Origin of the sequence: Polynucleobacter sp. SHI8, from assembly GCF_027944005.1 — a bacterium.
GTDB lineage: Bacteria > Pseudomonadota > Gammaproteobacteria > Burkholderiales > Burkholderiaceae > Polynucleobacter.
Genome location: NZ_AP027204.1, coordinates 911,411 through 927,808, shown reverse-complemented (window position 1 = coordinate 927,808; position 16,398 = coordinate 911,411). Strand labels below are relative to the sequence as shown.

Annotated in this window: 18 protein-coding genes; 8 read left to right on the top strand and 10 right to left on the bottom strand. The window is 41.4% G+C overall.

Annotation, left to right across the window (positions count from 1 at the left end):
- The first annotated feature begins 37 nt into the window (after nt 1-37).
- Both maiA and QMN06_RS04700 read left to right on the top strand, forming a co-directional pair.
- Nucleotides 38-691 (top strand): maleylacetoacetate isomerase, encoded by a 654-nt coding sequence (gene maiA / locus QMN06_RS04705; RefSeq protein WP_281971381.1) that lies wholly within the window; start codon nt 38-40, stop codon nt 689-691.
- The gene (locus tag QMN06_RS04700; RefSeq protein WP_281971380.1) at nt 688-954 is read left to right on the top strand and encodes a KTSC domain-containing protein; all 267 of its coding nucleotides are present in this window, start codon (nt 688-690) and stop codon (nt 952-954) included. Before maiA ends, QMN06_RS04700 begins: the two co-directional genes overlap by 4 nt.
- On the opposite strand, the gene QMN06_RS04695 is transcribed toward QMN06_RS04700, so the two are convergent.
- Nucleotides 949-1,332: an SgcJ/EcaC family oxidoreductase gene (locus QMN06_RS04695; protein ID WP_281971379.1), complete on the bottom strand. Its 384-nt coding sequence runs from the start codon at nt 1,330-1,332 to the stop codon at nt 949-951. The genes QMN06_RS04700 and QMN06_RS04695 overlap by 6 nt on opposite strands.
- 68 nt (nt 1,333-1,400) lie before the next feature.
- Nucleotides 1,401-1,748, bottom strand: coding sequence for a hypothetical protein (locus tag QMN06_RS04690; RefSeq protein WP_281971378.1), 348 nt, complete (start codon nt 1,746-1,748; stop codon nt 1,401-1,403).
- A gap of 195 nt (nt 1,749-1,943) precedes the next feature.
- Here QMN06_RS04690 and QMN06_RS04685 point away from each other — a divergent pair, with 195 nt between their 5' ends.
- The 6 genes from QMN06_RS04685 to ppk2 are packed head-to-tail and all read left to right on the top strand — an operon-like array spanning nt 1,944 to nt 7,596.
- Nucleotides 1,944-2,843 carry an alpha/beta hydrolase gene (locus QMN06_RS04685; protein ID WP_281971377.1) on the top strand — a complete coding sequence of 300 codons (900 nt, stop codon included), beginning with the start codon at nt 1,944-1,946 and terminating at the stop codon, nt 2,841-2,843.
- Between the two features lie 5 nt (nt 2,844-2,848).
- Complete coding sequence (locus tag QMN06_RS04680) at nt 2,849-3,463, top strand: SOS response-associated peptidase family protein (RefSeq protein WP_281971376.1); 615 nt, start codon at nt 2,849-2,851, stop codon at nt 3,461-3,463.
- A 3-nt stretch (nt 3,464-3,466) separates the two neighbouring features.
- On the top strand, nt 3,467-3,991 hold the full coding sequence (def, locus tag QMN06_RS04675; protein WP_281971375.1) for a peptide deformylase: 525 nt from the start codon (nt 3,467-3,469) through the stop codon (nt 3,989-3,991).
- Nucleotides 3,992-4,049: 58 nt separating this feature from the next.
- On the top strand, nt 4,050-4,547 hold the full coding sequence (locus tag QMN06_RS04670) for a (2Fe-2S)-binding protein (RefSeq protein ID WP_281971374.1): 498 nt from the start codon (nt 4,050-4,052) through the stop codon (nt 4,545-4,547).
- Between the two features lie 10 nt (nt 4,548-4,557).
- Nucleotides 4,558-6,783 carry a molybdopterin cofactor-binding domain-containing protein gene (locus tag QMN06_RS04665; protein WP_281971373.1) on the top strand — a complete coding sequence of 742 codons (2,226 nt, stop codon included), beginning with the start codon at nt 4,558-4,560 and terminating at the stop codon, nt 6,781-6,783.
- Nucleotides 6,784-6,822: 39 nt separating this feature from the next.
- Complete coding sequence (ppk2, locus tag QMN06_RS04660; RefSeq protein ID WP_281971372.1) at nt 6,823-7,596, top strand: polyphosphate kinase 2; 774 nt, start codon at nt 6,823-6,825, stop codon at nt 7,594-7,596.
- Nucleotides 7,597-7,613: 17 nt separating this feature from the next.
- Here the strand turns inward: ppk2 and QMN06_RS04655 are convergent, their stop codons facing one another.
- The 8 genes from QMN06_RS04655 to QMN06_RS04620 all read right to left on the bottom strand — a co-directional run bounded on the left by QMN06_RS04655 (nt 7,614) and on the right by QMN06_RS04620 (nt 16,392).
- Complete coding sequence (locus tag QMN06_RS04655) at nt 7,614-8,480, bottom strand: methyltransferase domain-containing protein (RefSeq protein WP_281971371.1); 867 nt, start codon at nt 8,478-8,480, stop codon at nt 7,614-7,616.
- A 35-nt stretch (nt 8,481-8,515) separates the two neighbouring features.
- The gene (locus tag QMN06_RS04650; protein ID WP_281971370.1) at nt 8,516-10,837 is read right to left on the bottom strand and encodes an amidase family protein; all 2,322 of its coding nucleotides are present in this window, start codon (nt 10,835-10,837) and stop codon (nt 8,516-8,518) included.
- A 227-nt stretch (nt 10,838-11,064) separates the two neighbouring features.
- Nucleotides 11,065-12,012 carry a dienelactone hydrolase family protein gene (locus QMN06_RS04645; protein ID WP_281971369.1) on the bottom strand — a complete coding sequence of 316 codons (948 nt, stop codon included), beginning with the start codon at nt 12,010-12,012 and terminating at the stop codon, nt 11,065-11,067.
- Nucleotides 12,013-12,070: 58 nt separating this feature from the next.
- Entirely contained in the window at nt 12,071-12,490 is a 420-nt protein-coding gene (locus QMN06_RS04640; protein ID WP_281971368.1) for a hypothetical protein, read from the bottom strand.
- A gap of 368 nt (nt 12,491-12,858) precedes the next feature.
- Complete coding sequence (locus QMN06_RS04635; protein WP_281971367.1) at nt 12,859-14,577, bottom strand: ShlB/FhaC/HecB family hemolysin secretion/activation protein; 1,719 nt, start codon at nt 14,575-14,577, stop codon at nt 12,859-12,861.
- 2 nt (nt 14,578-14,579) lie between these two features.
- On the bottom strand, nt 14,580-14,990 hold the full coding sequence (locus QMN06_RS04630) for a biopolymer transporter ExbD (RefSeq protein ID WP_281971366.1): 411 nt from the start codon (nt 14,988-14,990) through the stop codon (nt 14,580-14,582).
- 8 nt (nt 14,991-14,998) lie between these two features.
- The gene (locus tag QMN06_RS04625) at nt 14,999-15,637 is read right to left on the bottom strand and encodes a MotA/TolQ/ExbB proton channel family protein (protein ID WP_281971365.1); all 639 of its coding nucleotides are present in this window, start codon (nt 15,635-15,637) and stop codon (nt 14,999-15,001) included.
- 26 nt (nt 15,638-15,663) lie between these two features.
- Nucleotides 15,664-16,392 (bottom strand): energy transducer TonB, encoded by a 729-nt coding sequence (locus QMN06_RS04620; RefSeq protein WP_281971364.1) that lies wholly within the window; start codon nt 16,390-16,392, stop codon nt 15,664-15,666.
- Nucleotides 16,393-16,398: the final 6 nt, after the last annotated feature.

The following is a 16,398-nucleotide window of genomic DNA, read 5'->3' as shown; positions in this document are numbered from 1 at the left end:
ATATTTATATCACTAAAACAATAACGGGAGAATAGTAATGGCAGTCACACTTTATGGATTTTGGCGTTCTTTAGCAGCGTATCGTGTTCGAGCGGCACTCAACTACAAAGAGATACCCTTTACAGAAAAGATCATTAATTTACTGGAAGGTGATCAATTCTCAGAGGACTATCACAAACTCAATCCGCAACACGTCATCCCTCTTCTCGAGCATGATGATCGCAAAATCACCCAATCCATGGCAATTCTGGAATACCTCGAACAGGTGTGGCCGAGTCACTCGATTCTTCCTAAAGATGCTTACGAGCAGGCTTACTTACGTTCCATCTCGATGATCACGACTGCTGATACTCACCCCTTAGTCGTCCCCAGAATCCGCGCCTTTTTACTCAAGAACTATGGCCAAGATGATGCAGGTCAAGCTGCTTGGGCTCAACATTGGTTCAATGAGGGTAGCAAAGCAATTGAAGCCCGTTTACATAATGAGAAGCTATTTGGTGAGTTTACCTTGGGCAATCAAGTCACGCTTGCAGATTTCGCCTTATGTTCTCATGTGATTGGGGCACGTTTATTTGGCGCTGATTTAAGCCATGCACCTCAATTAGTTAAAATTGCTGATCACTGCTTAACTCTTGATGCTTTTGCTAAGGCACATCCCATGAATCAACCAGGTGCTCCTGTCAAAAAATGATCAAAGAGTTTTTAAGCGGATATGTTCGTCGTATGGAATATGATCCACAAGAAAAACAATTAGATATTCAGTTTGACAATTCCAACACCCTTGCTTACAAGGGTGTTCCTCTTTGGGTTTTTGAAAAAATGAGTCGCGACCCCAGTCCCAAGTCCTTTTGGGAAGACAACATTAAAGATGAATACTCACCCACGCAGCCGAAAAAAACATCGAGCTCTTCCTCGATGGATTCACTCAAGAACTTATTTGGTGACCCTTCATAAGTTTTGCTTGGAGGAAACATGGTGACTCACAATCTGCCATTGATCCTCGCAATAAACCAACACATGGGTGATACGGAGTTCAAGTGGTGTTTGCGAAGAGCGTTGGAAGTTGGCACTTCCAGCAATGCTAATGACATCTGGAGTGACTCTTTTTATATACTCTGGCGTGAAAACTACACCCGTAAATAACTCAGGTGGTAAGTTCTCAAAATACGATTGGATCGCTGTCCTTCCAATATAGGGCGGAATCCGACTACCAAACAGAACAGCATCTTCGGCATATAGATTTGCTAATGATTGTGAATTGAGTGGCGCAAAATGCTGCTGCCACTGTTCATAGACCTGCGCAACAATTGCCTGATCAGTTTGACGATTCATTTGATTGACTCCTTGGAAGATATCAATATAACGGATATCTTCCAAGAATCAAAACAAGCTATTTGAATTTATCTTGTGCAGGTATTGTTGATCGCTTGAGTGGATACGACTTTCATTTGACTGGGTACTTTTTTTCCAGTAAAACTCATGGACTTCACTTCATCTTCGTGCAGATAAAAATCTTTCCAATGTTTACCATTTTTTGCGTTTTGAATACTGATACAGCGATCTTCATGAAGCTCATCTTTCACTTCAATAAAAGTTCTACCAAAGACATCACATTTACGCAGCAATACATCTCCAGAACTCATCGCACTCTTCTGCCAATTTGCCTTACCATCACACTCTGATGTCTCACTGGCGGATACTGAAAATACACTAGCGCTCATCAAACAAACTAAAAACAATTTTTTCATATAAAACTTTCTTGATTAAAGATGATTTATCCTATCGAAATGAAAAAAATATTAGATGAATGGTTGGTGATATTTTTAAGAAGATATGATGATGATTCAGATGGTGCAACGTGATTCATCTAAATTTCATTAAAAAGATGTTGAGGCCTTATCATTTATAAATGAATCAATTCATCCATACGAAAGAATTTCATCATGGCTCTTCTCCTCAATGGATTTACTCCGGGACAATTCTCCTACACCCATCCGACCGATGGTGAAATCACGATTGCCTATCAAAAGGCTGGTAATGGACCGCCATTACTTCTTCTGCATGGTTTTCCGCAAAGTAAAGCCATTTGGCATTTAATTGCCCCACAACTCAGTGAGCGCTTTACTGTCATTGCAAGTGATTTGCGTGGCTATGGCGAATCGTCTAAGCCAACTGGAAATTTGGATCACTCCAATTATTCAAAACGGTCCATGGCCATGGATCAAGTTGAACTCATGAAACATCTAGGTTTTAAGGATTTTTCACTCTTAGGTCATGATCGTGGTGGTCGTGTGTCACACCGACTCGCGGTAGATCATCCTACATGCGTAAAAAAGCTGATGGTGCTCGATATCTCACCCACTCTCGCCATGTATGATCAAACGAGTATGGCATTTGCGCGTGGCTATTGGCATTGGTTTTTCTTGATTCAAAAAGCACCTATTCCTGAAACCATGATCGGTGCTGATGTCGAGTTCTTCCTCAAACAATTTATGGGTGGTCGCTATGCAGGTCTTGATATTTTTGCCAAAGAATGTTGGCATGACTACGTGAGTGCCATGCAAGATCCCGCATGTACTCATGCCATGTGCGAGGACTATCGAGCTGCTTCAACCATTGATCTCGAGCACGACCGCGTTGATATCGCTGCTGGTAAAAAACTACAGATGCCTCTGCGAGTCCTTTGGGGAGAGCACGGTCTAGTCAATGCCTGCTTTACACCACTGAGTGATTGGAGTAAGGTCGCATCTCATGTTTCTGGAAAAACCGTCAATAGCGGTCACTACATTCCAGAAGAAGCTTCAGAGGAACTTCTCACTGACGCTCTAGCCTTTTTTCAATAAAGCCGATGTGTATTAGTTTTGCATCGACTTACAATCAAGTTTGGGTGAAGAAGAACTTTGATGTTGACTTACCCAGCCCTTATCCAGCGGAGGCTTTTCCAGGATATGCCGCTCCTTTAATTGTCAAAAGTCAACAATCAGGAAGAATCGCCTGTGGTTTGGCGCAATTTGGCCTCATACCGCATTGGTCCAAAGATCGCAAAATCCAAAAACATACCTACAATGCTCGCCTAGAAACGATTGCCGAAAAACCTTCTTACCGAACCGCTTGGAAATCAAGACGCTTTGGGATTGCTTTGATGGACCACTTTTATGAGCCTTCTTATCTTTCTGGTAAATCAGTTCGAACTGCCATCTCCTCCTCGAACGATGAACCTTTGGGTGTTGCAACGATTTGGGACACCTGGATGGATACCACCAGTGGCGAAATCATCACAAGCTTTTCACTAATTACCATCAATGCTGATGAGCACCCCTTCATGAAAAACTTTCATCGTCCAGATGAAGAAAAAAGAACGATTGTGTGCCTAAAGCCTCATTTATTCCATGACTGGTTATCCACCACGCCTGAACAAGCTTCTCAATTTTTAAACCATGCATCCATGACGGAATTACAATAAATTATGGCCATCAAACCAATCCTCAAAATGGGCGAACCCCTATTACTTCAACAGGCAATTTCTGTTCCTCTAGAAGCGATTGCCTCGACAAAAATCCAAGGTTTCATTGAAGATCTGCTTGATACGATGAAGCATGCGAATGGCGCTGGACTTGCTGCGCCACAAATAGGTATTTCATTACAAATTGTCGTTTTTGGCTTTGAGAAAAATGTGCGTTATCCCAATGAAGATCCGATTCCCCAGACGATTCTGATCAATCCGGTGATTACTCCGCTCAGCCCTGAACTAGAGAGTGGTTGGGAAGGTTGCCTATCGGTTCCTGGGCTACGTGGCTTAGTCCCACGTTATCAACACATTCGTTATCAAGGGCTAGGTGAACAGGGGCAAATCATTGATCGCACGGTAAGTGGCTTTCATGCGCGTGTAGTACAACATGAATGTGATCACTTAATCGGCACACTCTACCCCATGCGGATCGAAGATATGACCAAGTTTGGCTTTACGGAGATTCTATTTCCAAATCTATAAGCTTTCATTCAGAATGGATGGAAATGAATTATAGTTACTAGAACTAAGGGAGATAAAAATGCAATTAACCGTCAATAATCAGGTTCACAATATCGACGTTGAACCTAATATGCCCCTTCTATGGGCGATTCGTGAAATCATCGGCTTAACTGGCACCAAATATGGTTGTGGTATTGCTCAGTGCGGCGCATGTACGGTCTATATGAATGGCGAGCCTGTACGCTCTTGCTCCATTCCTGTTTCTGCTGTGGGTAGCATGAAAATCACCACGATTGAAGCTCTCTCTCCTGACAATACTCATCCTGTGCAAAAAGCATGGATCGCTCTAGATGTTCCTCAATGTGGCTATTGCCAATCGGGTCAAGTGATGGCTGCCGCAGCTCTTCTGAAGCGGATTCCTAAACCAACGGATGCTGATATCGATAATGCGATGTCTAATATCTGCCGTTGTGGAACTTACCAAAAAATCCGTGATGGAATCCATGTGGCATCGGGTAAGAAAAAATTAGCCGATGTGCTCGCTCAATATGATGCAACACCCCAAACACGCGGTTAAGGAGATACATATGACTACAAATACAATTAATAGTACTTCACGTCGCCGTTTTATTATTGACACATCACTTGCTGGTGGTGGTCTGATGATTGGTTTTGGCACAATACCTCTCACGGCTTTGGCACAGAAAGCAAAGACTACAGCCTATAACCCGAACACCATCATGAATGCGGGTGATCCTGAGGTCAATGCATGGGTCAATATCAAACCGGATGAAACTGTTGTGATTCGCTTTGTAAGATCTGAAATGGGTCAAGGTACACGAACTGGACTATCTCAGTTAGTGGCTGAAGAACTTGAATGTGACTGGAAACATGTGATTACGGAATCTCCTACTCCGGGTCAAAGTGTTGCACGTAAGCGCGTCTGGGGCGAAATGGGAACTTTCGGCAGCCGTGGCGTTCGTACTTCGGAGGACTATATTCGTCGAGGTGCAGCAGCAGCTCGAATGATGCTGATGCAAGCAGCCGCTAATGAACTCAATGTTCCTGTCAGTGAGCTCACCGTCAATAAGGGTGTCATTACACATGCCAAATCTAGTAAAAAAACGACCTATGGTCGTGTTGCAGAAGCGGCTTCTAAGCTAACGCCTCCTGATCCAAAATCCATCACCTTAAAAGATCCAAGAACTTGGAAAGTAGCAGGTAAGCCAATTACTCGCCTAGATACAGCAGACAAAGTCAATGGCACCAAGGTTTATGGTGCTGATCTGCAATTACCAGGTATGCTCTGTGCTGCTGTCAAAGCCTGTCCTGTCTTTGGTGGCAAGGTGGTTAGCTACGATGAAGCGAAAGTGAAAAACTTACGCGGCGTAAAAGGTGTTGTTAAAGTCAATGATTCCACCATCGCTGTCGTTGCAGACACATGGTGGCGAGCCAAAACGGCTTTAGATGCTCTTCCAATTGTTTGGGATGAGGGTAAAGGTGCCGCAGTTTCTTCTAAAGAAATTGATCAAATCATGCTGAGTAGTCTCAATGAATCTGGTGATTTTGCTCTGCGTAAAGAGGGTGATGCTTTAAACGCCATTAAAAACTCTTCAAAAACTATAGAAGCAATTTATTACACACCATATCAAGCGCATGCCACGATGGAGCCCATGAATGCGACCGTGCGCTGGACACCAGACCGGGCAGAAGCTTGGGTACCTACGCAAACTGGCGAGGGCTCATTCGCGGCCTTATCAGAAACAGCAGGACTTCCTTTGGAAAAATGCGAATTATATAAATTAGATGCGGGAACGGGACTTGGAAGACGCGCCGCGGCCCAAGACTTTGTGCGCTTGGCTACCTTGATTGCAAAAAACTTCCCTGGTGTTCCTGTAAAAATGCTCTGGAGTCGCGAAGAAGATATGACGCATGACTTTTACCATCCCTTAGCCGTTGCAAAAATGTCTGCAGGTCTTGACGGAAGTGGCAATATCACAGGAATGCATATGAAGGTTGCAGGTCCTTCCATACGCGCAACCTTATTTCCAATGGCTTTAAAAGACAATAAAGATGCCTTCCAAATGCAAGGTCTTTATGCAGAACCTGATGATGCTCAGTTAGGTTACCAATTCCCTAATCTGCTAACTGAATATGTCATGAAAAATACCCATGTTCCTGTGGGGCATTGGCGTGGGGTGAACACCAATCAAAATGCAATTTTTACTGAATGCTTTATTGATGATTGTGCAAAAGCCGCTGGCAAAGATCCTCTAGCGTTTCGTCAAGCCATGATGCAAAAGTTTCCAAAACATTTAGGAGTTTTAAATGCTGCGGCAAAAAAAGCCAATTGGGATAAGCCATTACCATCTGGAGTTCATCGAGGCATAGCCCAGTTTATGGGATATGGTAGCTACTCAGCGTGCGTGGCAGAAGTGTCAGTGAGTGGCAATATGGTCAAAATTAAACGATTAGTTTTTGCTCTGAATCCAGGGCATGTCGTTAATCCATGGTTAGTTCGTGAACAAATTGAAGGTTCTGTTGTCATGGCTCTTGGTGCCATATTTAATCCCGAAATAACGATTGAAAATGGCCGGGTCAAACAAACGAATTTTGACTCCTACCCGCCACTGCGCTTAGCCTCAGTTCCCAAGGTGGAATCCGTACTTGTTCCGACCTATGATTTCTGGGGTGGTGTTGGTGAGCCAACGATTTGTGTTGTAGGACCTGCTGTCATTAATGCAATCTCGAATGCCATCGGTCGACCACTGCGTAACTTCCCACTGCATAAAGAAAATTTAAATCTTGCTTAATGTAATAGGTATTCATAGACAAAGATTGATTGCACTCATATGAATAAAATAAGTTCCAAAAAAATGGACGATGATGCACTTTTACTAGAACTCCAAATAGAACTAGTAAAAATGCAAAAACATATCATCGAAAATAAAGAACGCGTTCTAGTGATCTTTGAGGGACGCGACGCCGCAGGTAAAGATGGCACTATCAAACGTGTTGTGGAATACTTAAGTCCTAGAGAAACGCATGTTGTAGCTCTGAGTAAACCCTCCGAGCATGAAAATGGTGAGTGGTATTTTCAGCGCTATATCAGTCATCTCCCTGCACATGGTGAATTGGTCTTTTTTAACCGCAGTTGGTATAACAGGGCTGGTGTAGAGCCTGTCATGGGTTTTTGTTCGGCATCTGAATATCAACGTTTCATGAAAACTGTCAATATATTTGAGACCATGCTGGTTGATGATGGTATTACTATCATCAAATACTATTTAGATATCTCTAAAAAAGAACAAGCGGAACGTTTATTGGATAGAAAAAATAATCCTCTAAAACAATGGAAGACTAGCCCAATTGATGAAGTGGCCCAAAAAAAATGGGGCACCTATAGTAAATATAGAAACAGTATGTTGTTAAAAACGAATCACATCTCAGCGCCGTGGAACATTATTCATGCGAACAATAAAAAATTAGCTCATCTCAATGTAATTCGAGATTTACTGTCCAAAATTAATTATCCAAATAAAAATAAGAAAATCCTCAAATTAGACCCAGATATTATTTGCACATGGAAGCCAGGCGCTGCTGAGTTACCAGCCTTAGAAAAATAATCTCTAAAAATTGATAATTATTTCTCTTTCTTACCTACTAATTTGCTAGTTTTGTAATCATAACGATCAAATCCTGAAGCCATATCTCTAGTCATATCAAGTTCAATATCATGAATGATTTGATCTTTATCCTGAAAACTAAATTTTAATTTTTCACCTTCAAGGCTAGGCTTCATGATGGGATAAGTTTGCTGTTCAATCGTTAAAGTACCTCCCACACGCTGTTGATATTGGACCAATTGCAAACTCGCTTTTTGTGTTGGATGTACACCATAGACTCCCCACGTACCTGCAATTTTTGCAGGTACTACCCAATAGTAAGCGCGGGTAGGATTACCAATCTCGACATCTGGCTCCCAATCGCCCATATGAAAGGTATTCGAGACGATCCGTGTGCCCGGTTTCATATTCAAAATAATAGGCTTTAACTGAAGATTTAGCTCTGGTAATAAATAAAGCGTTAATACGGTTGCTGATGAAAAATCTTCTTTAAAAATATCTCCATTGATGATTTTTACTCGCTCCCCTACTCCTGCACGGTCAGCATTTCTTTGGGCAAGTCCTGCCATCTCGGGATTAAACTCAACACCAAACGCTTTTGCACCAAAATCTTTCGCGGCTGCAATCGCAATTTTTCCATCACCAGCACCTAGGTCATAGACGATATCGTTTGATGTGACTTTCGCTGTGCGTAACATTTGAGTGACTAAATCTGTACTCGTTGGTAACCAAATGACATCTTTACCCGATTGCCCTAAGCGAGGCTCATATTTTTCATCACCGTATTTCGTGTTGTACTGAGCATGACTACCTAAGCTGATACAACAAAAAAGTGCAATGAGCACCTGTTTTACAAATAAAGTTTTATGATTCATTAATTTCATTCACATCACCTTTTATCAAGATATCTCAAACTAACTTATCGTCCAATTGGACCAAATTGCGGCGGACTAATGCGCCTCTTTGATGCTGCCTCGTAAGCACTCGCAATCGCAATCAGTGAGTCTTCCATGCCAGGCTCAACTCTAAAAACCAATGAAAATGGTAATCCTGGTTCAGCTAATTGCGTTGGCTCTGCAGAGGTTTTACCTATATAAGACTGTCCATCTTTTGCTAACACATAGTGGGCATCATAGGCTGTCTGAACATAACCTGCGGGAACTAAAATCTCCGTTAAACCTGCATTAGGTCCATACAGCATTTCATTACGAATCTGATTGATTTCCCCTGGCTCTTCTGGCCAGCCGATCTTCGCAGGTGGTAGTGGTGTGTGCAGCCTTACCAATACATCGAGTTGATTCTCCAAAATCACCATCATATCGACACGCCGTAATAATTCTCTAAGCATGATTCGTTCATCAACTCCCTGCCTTCCACCAAGAAGATTTCTGGGATCAGTTGTCTCTTCCCAGTTCTTAAATGCTGCACGTTGGTCATCGCCCCAAAATTTAGAGCGCTTATTGAGCGTCGGCCAGTCAATGAGCGTCTCCCGAAAGCCCGCAGCCTGCCAATCAGTTGCCCTTCGAGTCAAATATTGTTTGATATGAAATCTAAATGAATTGGCTAAGATTTGATGTTGAATCGTCGCAATATTCAAATTTTTGGGGGGTGCTATGTTTAAATCAGCCAGTTCCACAAGGTAATCGATTGGAGCCATGGTTCCAGTACCAAATACTTTTCCAGGCGCAAACTCAGTTGGGATGATTGCTTTTTCAAACTCAGGAAATAAAGGTTGACCTACTTCATCTAAACGAAACAATATATCAGGCATAAACACAGGAACAAGCCTTGATAGAGCTTTTGTAAAGTCGATATCCATTTGCTCCATGGCAGAATCTTTTTGCCAAAGTGGATGTGTGGACTCTACTAAAATTGCACCTAAATGATTGCCAAGTACGTCTTTAATTTCTTTGGAAGCCGCGCTAATAATAGGCTCAACAGCTTTAATACCTGGATTAATCATAGACTCACGAACCACGCCAATCCGCTTCCCACTTAATGAGCCCGCCTGTGCATGATGTGTGATGTGATCTTGATAACGTGTTCGCAAAATAGAACTTCGCGGCACAGTTGTATAAGGGTCTCGTGGATCATAATAACCATGCTCAGAATCCTTTAGAGCATCTAATATTTTGGTACAGTCGGTTAATGTTCGACCTAAGATACCCGTTCGATCACAATAGATATCCGCCCCAATGGCTCCTCCATCAAAACCTAACATGGCTTTATGAGGAAGTATCAATGCTAACGAATTATGATTTGCTGGGCCACGCGTGGACATTCTGGTCTCTTCACCTAAACTTGCCATGACGAAGTTCACACTGACCGAAACTCCAGAACCTGAACTAGACCCTAATGAGGCCGATCGAGTGGTGTCATATGGATTTGAGGGATTGCCTCCCCATGTAGAGCGCTGATATCCCAATACAGAAGGTAATACTTTTTCTGGATGATTTTTACCACCTGGATCACCTGCTCGTCCGTTATATTCTGTCATCACTGCTTTGGCCATAATAATGGCCCCTTTTTTGCGCAGTTGATCTACTAATAAATGATCACGAGCTGGAAAATCAATATCGTATGCAGCATCACCACCACCCGTTGAACGCATATCCTTGGTATCAAAAGCATCTTTAAATGAGAATGTCACACCATATAAAGGTAATTTTTCAAGGTCTGGATTTGAACCATACTCTTCATCTAAAGCCGCCGCTTGCTCTAACGCATCTGGGTAGTGCCTAAACATTTCGCACACAGGTGGAGCACCTTTTGGTAAAGGCCCTAAAGACGGATGTAAATCATAATCACCCCGACAAGTGACAGAGCGCTCACCGCGAATATTTAATGTGGCGAGTGCATTGACTTGTCCAGCATTAGGCTTCCCGACGATCATGCCAAATTGTTGAACGACCTCTGGCTGTGATACGGTAGATTCCATTCTGCCAAATTCTAAAGGTGGGCCTTGATAAGATTCTAAATTAGGCAATAATTGACTTGCTTTGACAGTTGCTTGATCAAACTGAATAGGCTCTCCAGCTCGAACGGTACCACTACTTGGAGGTATATCAGCGCCGTCTTGGGTCACTAATAAACTCGATGGGCCGTTATATTTTTTGATGCGAGCTAGATATTGTTTGACTACGTCAACACAGGTCGTTCTACCTGCTTGAATTGCTTGATGAAGATCCGCAATGCTTGCCTCTTCCACAATGAAGTTTGTGTTTGAACTTCTTTCTTCCATTTTTATCTCCACATATTTTTATTTTTTAGCTTGTTTTATTTCTACCAAACTACTTGATCATCTATCGCATACTACTTGCCATTGGATTGAGCCTTCTTTTCACATCGACTCAAAGCACCTTTAAGTCGATTATCCAAACTATATTCCCAGCCAAAATTTCCAGTCTAGCTAATTGCAATATCTTTAGGATATGGCTTTTTTAATTACAAATTATATGCCTGCCTCCCCTAATGATTGATAAGTAGCACTTGATCAACTTGAGAAATTCTAGCAAAGCCACTGAGGGGTGGACTTATCATTTTAGGAGAAGCCTGGAAATTTGCATTCACCAATTGGAATGGCAGATCAACTGATTGAAGAAACCTCTCCATATAGGGCTCCCAAATAGGTCTTCCTGTCTGCCTAGTGAAAAGTAAATGGGAGTCTTTTTCAAATTGCCCAAATGTGACAAATTGAGAATTTGGATTTCCTTTTGAATATTGCTCGAACATAGGGTTTGAAAGAGACCGAGGAAAAAAGCTGTCATTATCACCATAAAACCAAATAGATGGGGTCTGAGTAGTTAAGCCAAATTTTTGTGAACCTTCAATCAAGGTATTTTGCCAACCGACACAATCGTCTTTTTTTAATCCGCCCGCAAAATTGACAATTCCTCTTACGGCAGGATTTTTGTTCATTGAACCAAATGCTAGGGAAGTCCAACCTCCATGAGATTGACCTACTACTAATACTTGCTCCTTATTTACATCCGGGAGGTTAAGAGCAAATTCCAGAGTGGCTTGCACATCCGCCGCTTGAGCAATTCCATTTGAAATGATGTTACAACCAGGATCAATATATGAGCCCTCAGATTTAGAAAAGCCCTGCCTCATGGGAACTAGAACGATATAGTTTCTTTCTAAAAAATACCTCACCGGGGATAAGGGGCGATATCTAGGCTGAAAATGGGTATTACCTGGTGCTTTTCCATGATTAATAATGACTAAAGGATGAGGTCCTATTCCAACTGGCTTAAACATGGTTGTCTCTAACTTGGTCTGAACCTTCATTCCCAAAATGTTAGAAAACTTCGGTATAAAAATCACCTCTTCTGGCAATTCATTATCGGCGATTACGCTAAAAATACTGAATGCAAATGACAATAACAAGAGAGGTTTGATCAATCTACGATTCATCCGAGTATTGTAATTATTTATCAAGTAATTGACAATCTAAGAAGAGTCCCCGAAATACTTAATCTATCGGAGAGCTTCTCACTTTAAGCGAAGTACTCACGAATCTTTCCCCTGTTTCTATCGCCCTGATACGATGATCCATACTAGGATGCGTCGCACTATTATTAAATCCAATAATGGCTGACAATTCTTTAAAACCACTGATACCACTCAAACCGATTTCATTGGCTAAGCGAATACCGTACAGGTCAGCCACATATTCTTTTGACCAATTTTTTTCGGTATAAGATAAGCGGCTAAAGGCATGAGATAAAGGCTCAGTCTCACAATGCCCCATTTCATGACCAATCACCACAGCAATTGCACTTTCTGATAATTGATGGTTCTTTATATATTCCGTATTCAAGCGAATATGACACACGCGCATCGGTAAAGTATTTCTAGATAAGTCTTGTTCAAATACTTTGGTATTAGCCATAGGTCCTGTTTTTTGCAGTGTCAGAATAAACGGAGGACTCCCTCTTCTATCATTCAATCCACTAGCGATTTGATGAACATAGGCATAGTCTTCCTCTGCAAATAAAACTGGAGGGTATATAAGAAATTGAAAATATAAAAAGATGAATAAATTTCTATATTTTTTATAAAAAAGAAATAAGCCGTACATGTTATGGTTACGGCATTTCTTGACATTATTTTAACTTTATATATTTTTTATTCACCATCAAGTTTTTGGAAATGATGCCGTAAATAAAGGGTGGTTAAAAAGATATATCAAAATAAAAAGCCCCATACGACTGAACTGACCGATGGGGCTTTGATAGTACAAGTAGGATTAACTGAATACTAAAAGTAATAACTTCCTTTTAACCACAACTGAACTGTATTGTAATTACTATCAACATTCAGCTGCTGACCACTTTGGTTATAAAGTGGGTTATCGCCAAGGCGAAGTGCCAAAACACCATTAATCTCCGCTTTTTTCTTATAGCGATATTTTGCTGTCAAACCAGTTGCATACAAATTGTAATTATTGCCTGCGTTTGTTTGACCCTGCCAATTGGTATAGGTATTTTTATATTGCTGAATGTAGCCCAAATCAATAAACGCCCCAATTTGTACATTATTGGGATACGTATGATTAATTTCAGCAGAGATAATCGCCCCCTGAGAACCACCCCCTTGAGAAACCGGATACGCTCTCACACCATATGGTCCGCCTAAATATAACTGCTCAGAGGTATTCAAATTCGTGGTGGCTAGCTGACCATTGAAGGTGAGTATTAAATTAGTCGATTTAATGGGCAATGGCTGAGTCAGAGAACTGTATATCGCAAGTTTTCCGTAAGGACCGCTTATATTGGCGCTAAATTGATCACTCTGTGCCTGAGATGGATTCATGATGTTTACTGTCCCAACAACTAGGTTACTTGACCATAACCAACTAGCATCTCCAACCAATCGGTTTCCTTGTATACCTAAGGTTGCGCTGTTAATACCATAGTGACTGACCTCAACACTGTCAGTCGTATTGTAGTATTGACGATTTTCCAAGCTAAAGTTAATGGTTTTGTTTGACTTGGCAGTTCTTTGCAAGGCGTAGTTGGAGTAAAAACCAAATGCGTTGGCTGTTCCGTAGAAATTAGTCGCTGAAAAATTAGCAAGCGTGTTGTAACTTAACATCGATGCTCCAAGACCAACTCTTAATCCATCAGCATTACCAGGAATAAAGTAACGTGCTTGTCCAAAAATAGAACCTTCCGAACCAATGATATCGATTGTTCCACCATCACCAATACCTGCTAAATCATTTAAATTGATACTGGCAACTGCTTGAGCTACGCCTGTACTTGCTGATCCATAATTCGATAAATCAGCTCGACCGGATACTCGAGATAATTCATCTACAGTCAACATAATGTTGGAAGTACCATCTTCCTGTCCTGGTTCAAGGGCTCCTTCTACGTGAATCCCAGGCAACTCATTCAACAAGGACAAACTTCTCTCTAACGCATCAAGATCAATTAACTGGCCCTTGGAATTGTGATATGAAATAAAGTTATCTACTACTTTTGAAGAAATTCTAGGAGGATCTTCTTCAAAGGCAGGTTCAATCACAATCTTACCAACTCTACCCTCTAAGATCTTAATTTCGACAATGCCATCTTTTATCTGCTGAGGAGGAACAACTGACTGCGCTATACGCCCTTTTTCTTTATAAAAATCATCAATGGCAAATGCAGCCTCGTTAATTTGAGCTAAGGTTAATTTACGATTAATGAACGAAGAAGTAATCTCTTTCGCCTGTTCCTCTGATATAAACGTGTTTCCAGAAAATTTAAATCCCTTGATGTCAATCAAGGTTTGATTTTTTGATGGAGGCGTTGGAGTAGGCTCTTTCTTCTTTAACTGAGACTCCATTTGTACTTCATTTTGCTCATTCTCAATTTGACGTTGTAGGTTTTGTTGCAAAGCTCCAGCATCCGGACCGGCAGCAAAAACAACGTTTTCAGTTAAAAAGAAAAAGCCAGCCAAAAGGGCCAGCTTGCTTCGAGTAGGTTTCATTATTATTTTTTAGGTAATGTAACAAATGACAGTTTAACAACTCCTGCAGCCTGTGACAATCCCATCATCTCAGCAACTCGACCATAAGGAACACTTTTATCGGCGAATATTTGTAATTGGAATTCAGGATTCGAGGAACGACTTTTTAAAGCAGCACTTAAATCACCCTCAGTAATAGGCTTTTCATCAAAGAGGAGCGATCCATCTTGATTAATGACTAACTGTCCATCTTTGATCTTACTATCTAGAGAAGTTGATTCAGTCTTAGGCAAATTCACTTGCATATTTTGTGGAACAATGAGTGGTGCTGTAATAATAAATACAACCAACAACACCAACATCACATCAACTAATGGAGTAACGTTAATCTCTGTAAAAGCACTATCTCCACTATCACCTTTTTTTACTTGCATGATGAGTCCTATTTATTTTTAGCGTTGATTGAAGCAAGTCTTAAAAAAGCCTCGACAAATGTTTCCATCTCTATCGATTGCAATTTCAACTTACGTACTAAATAGTTGTAAAAGAACACGGCTGGAACCGCAGCACCGATACCAATCGCTGTAGCAATCAAAGCTTCACCAATCGGACCTGCAACTACATCAATACTTGCCTTACCACTTTCGCTAATTGCGGTCAAAGCATGCATAATTCCCCAAACCGTACCAAACAATCCAATGAATGGTGCTAAGGCGCCAATCGAACCTAGTTCTGCTAAACCTCTTTCTAAACGACGTGCAATGCTTTCTTGAGTACGATTCATCGCTCTTTGCAATACATCACCTGGATCACCAACGAATTTAAGTCCCTCAGGGTGCTCCATATAGGCTCTAAATTCTGCATATCCAACTCTGGCTAATTGACCATTGAGGCTATTGTTGTCTTGCACAAAAGCTTCACCTGCCGCCCAATCCTTCGCTTCCCAAAAACCAGCCTCAAACTGCGCCGTACTTTTTTTAATCTGGCGAAGTTGCCATAGTTTCCAAATACTGACCCCCCATGTATAAATAGATAAAAGTATGAGTAAAACAAGAACGAAATTAACAACTGTAAATTCCATATAAAGCCTTTCTGACTAAAGTAAAATTATCGTAATTTGAATGTGATTGGAACCCGAACATACTGCACAACTGAGTTACCACCTTGAACTGCTGCGGTAAAACGCCATTTTTTAACGGTTGATAATGCAGACTCATCTAGCTCATCATTACCACTGGACTTGGATAACTCCACTGTGCCAACCGTACCGTCCTCTAACACTTGCACTCTCAACCAAACAGTCCCCTGAATTCCTTCACGATAGGGCCCCATTGGATAACGTGGTTTAGGATTTTTAGAGTAATCTGCATATTTATCAGCATCAACCGTGGGGGCACTCTTCTCTCCTGTTATTGGAGGTGGCGCAACAGGTGCTGGTGGGGCGGGCTTAGCTTCCTCTGCCTTAGGCGCAGGGGCTGGTATCTTCGGTTGATCACTTGACTCTGTTGGTTTCTTCGGCTCTGGTGATGGTTTTTTTACATCATCGGTCGTCGGCTTTTTCGCTTCTGGTGGCGGTGGTGTTTTTTTGGTTTCACCTTCAGAAACGCCACTCTTTGGCGCAACAATTTCAATGGTCAACGGTGGTGGAGTTTTTGGAAGTAAGTTGAGCTTTTGAATAATGCTCCCAACAAAAAATAATCCATGTATGGAAAGAGCAATAAATAAAAATATCCAAAAAAACTTAAGCCACTTCTCATCCAGTTTTTTTAGACGTTCAAACTCTTCAGGATTAAAGTATGCAAATAACTCTAATCGCGATGAACTAATAATACTCATTTAATT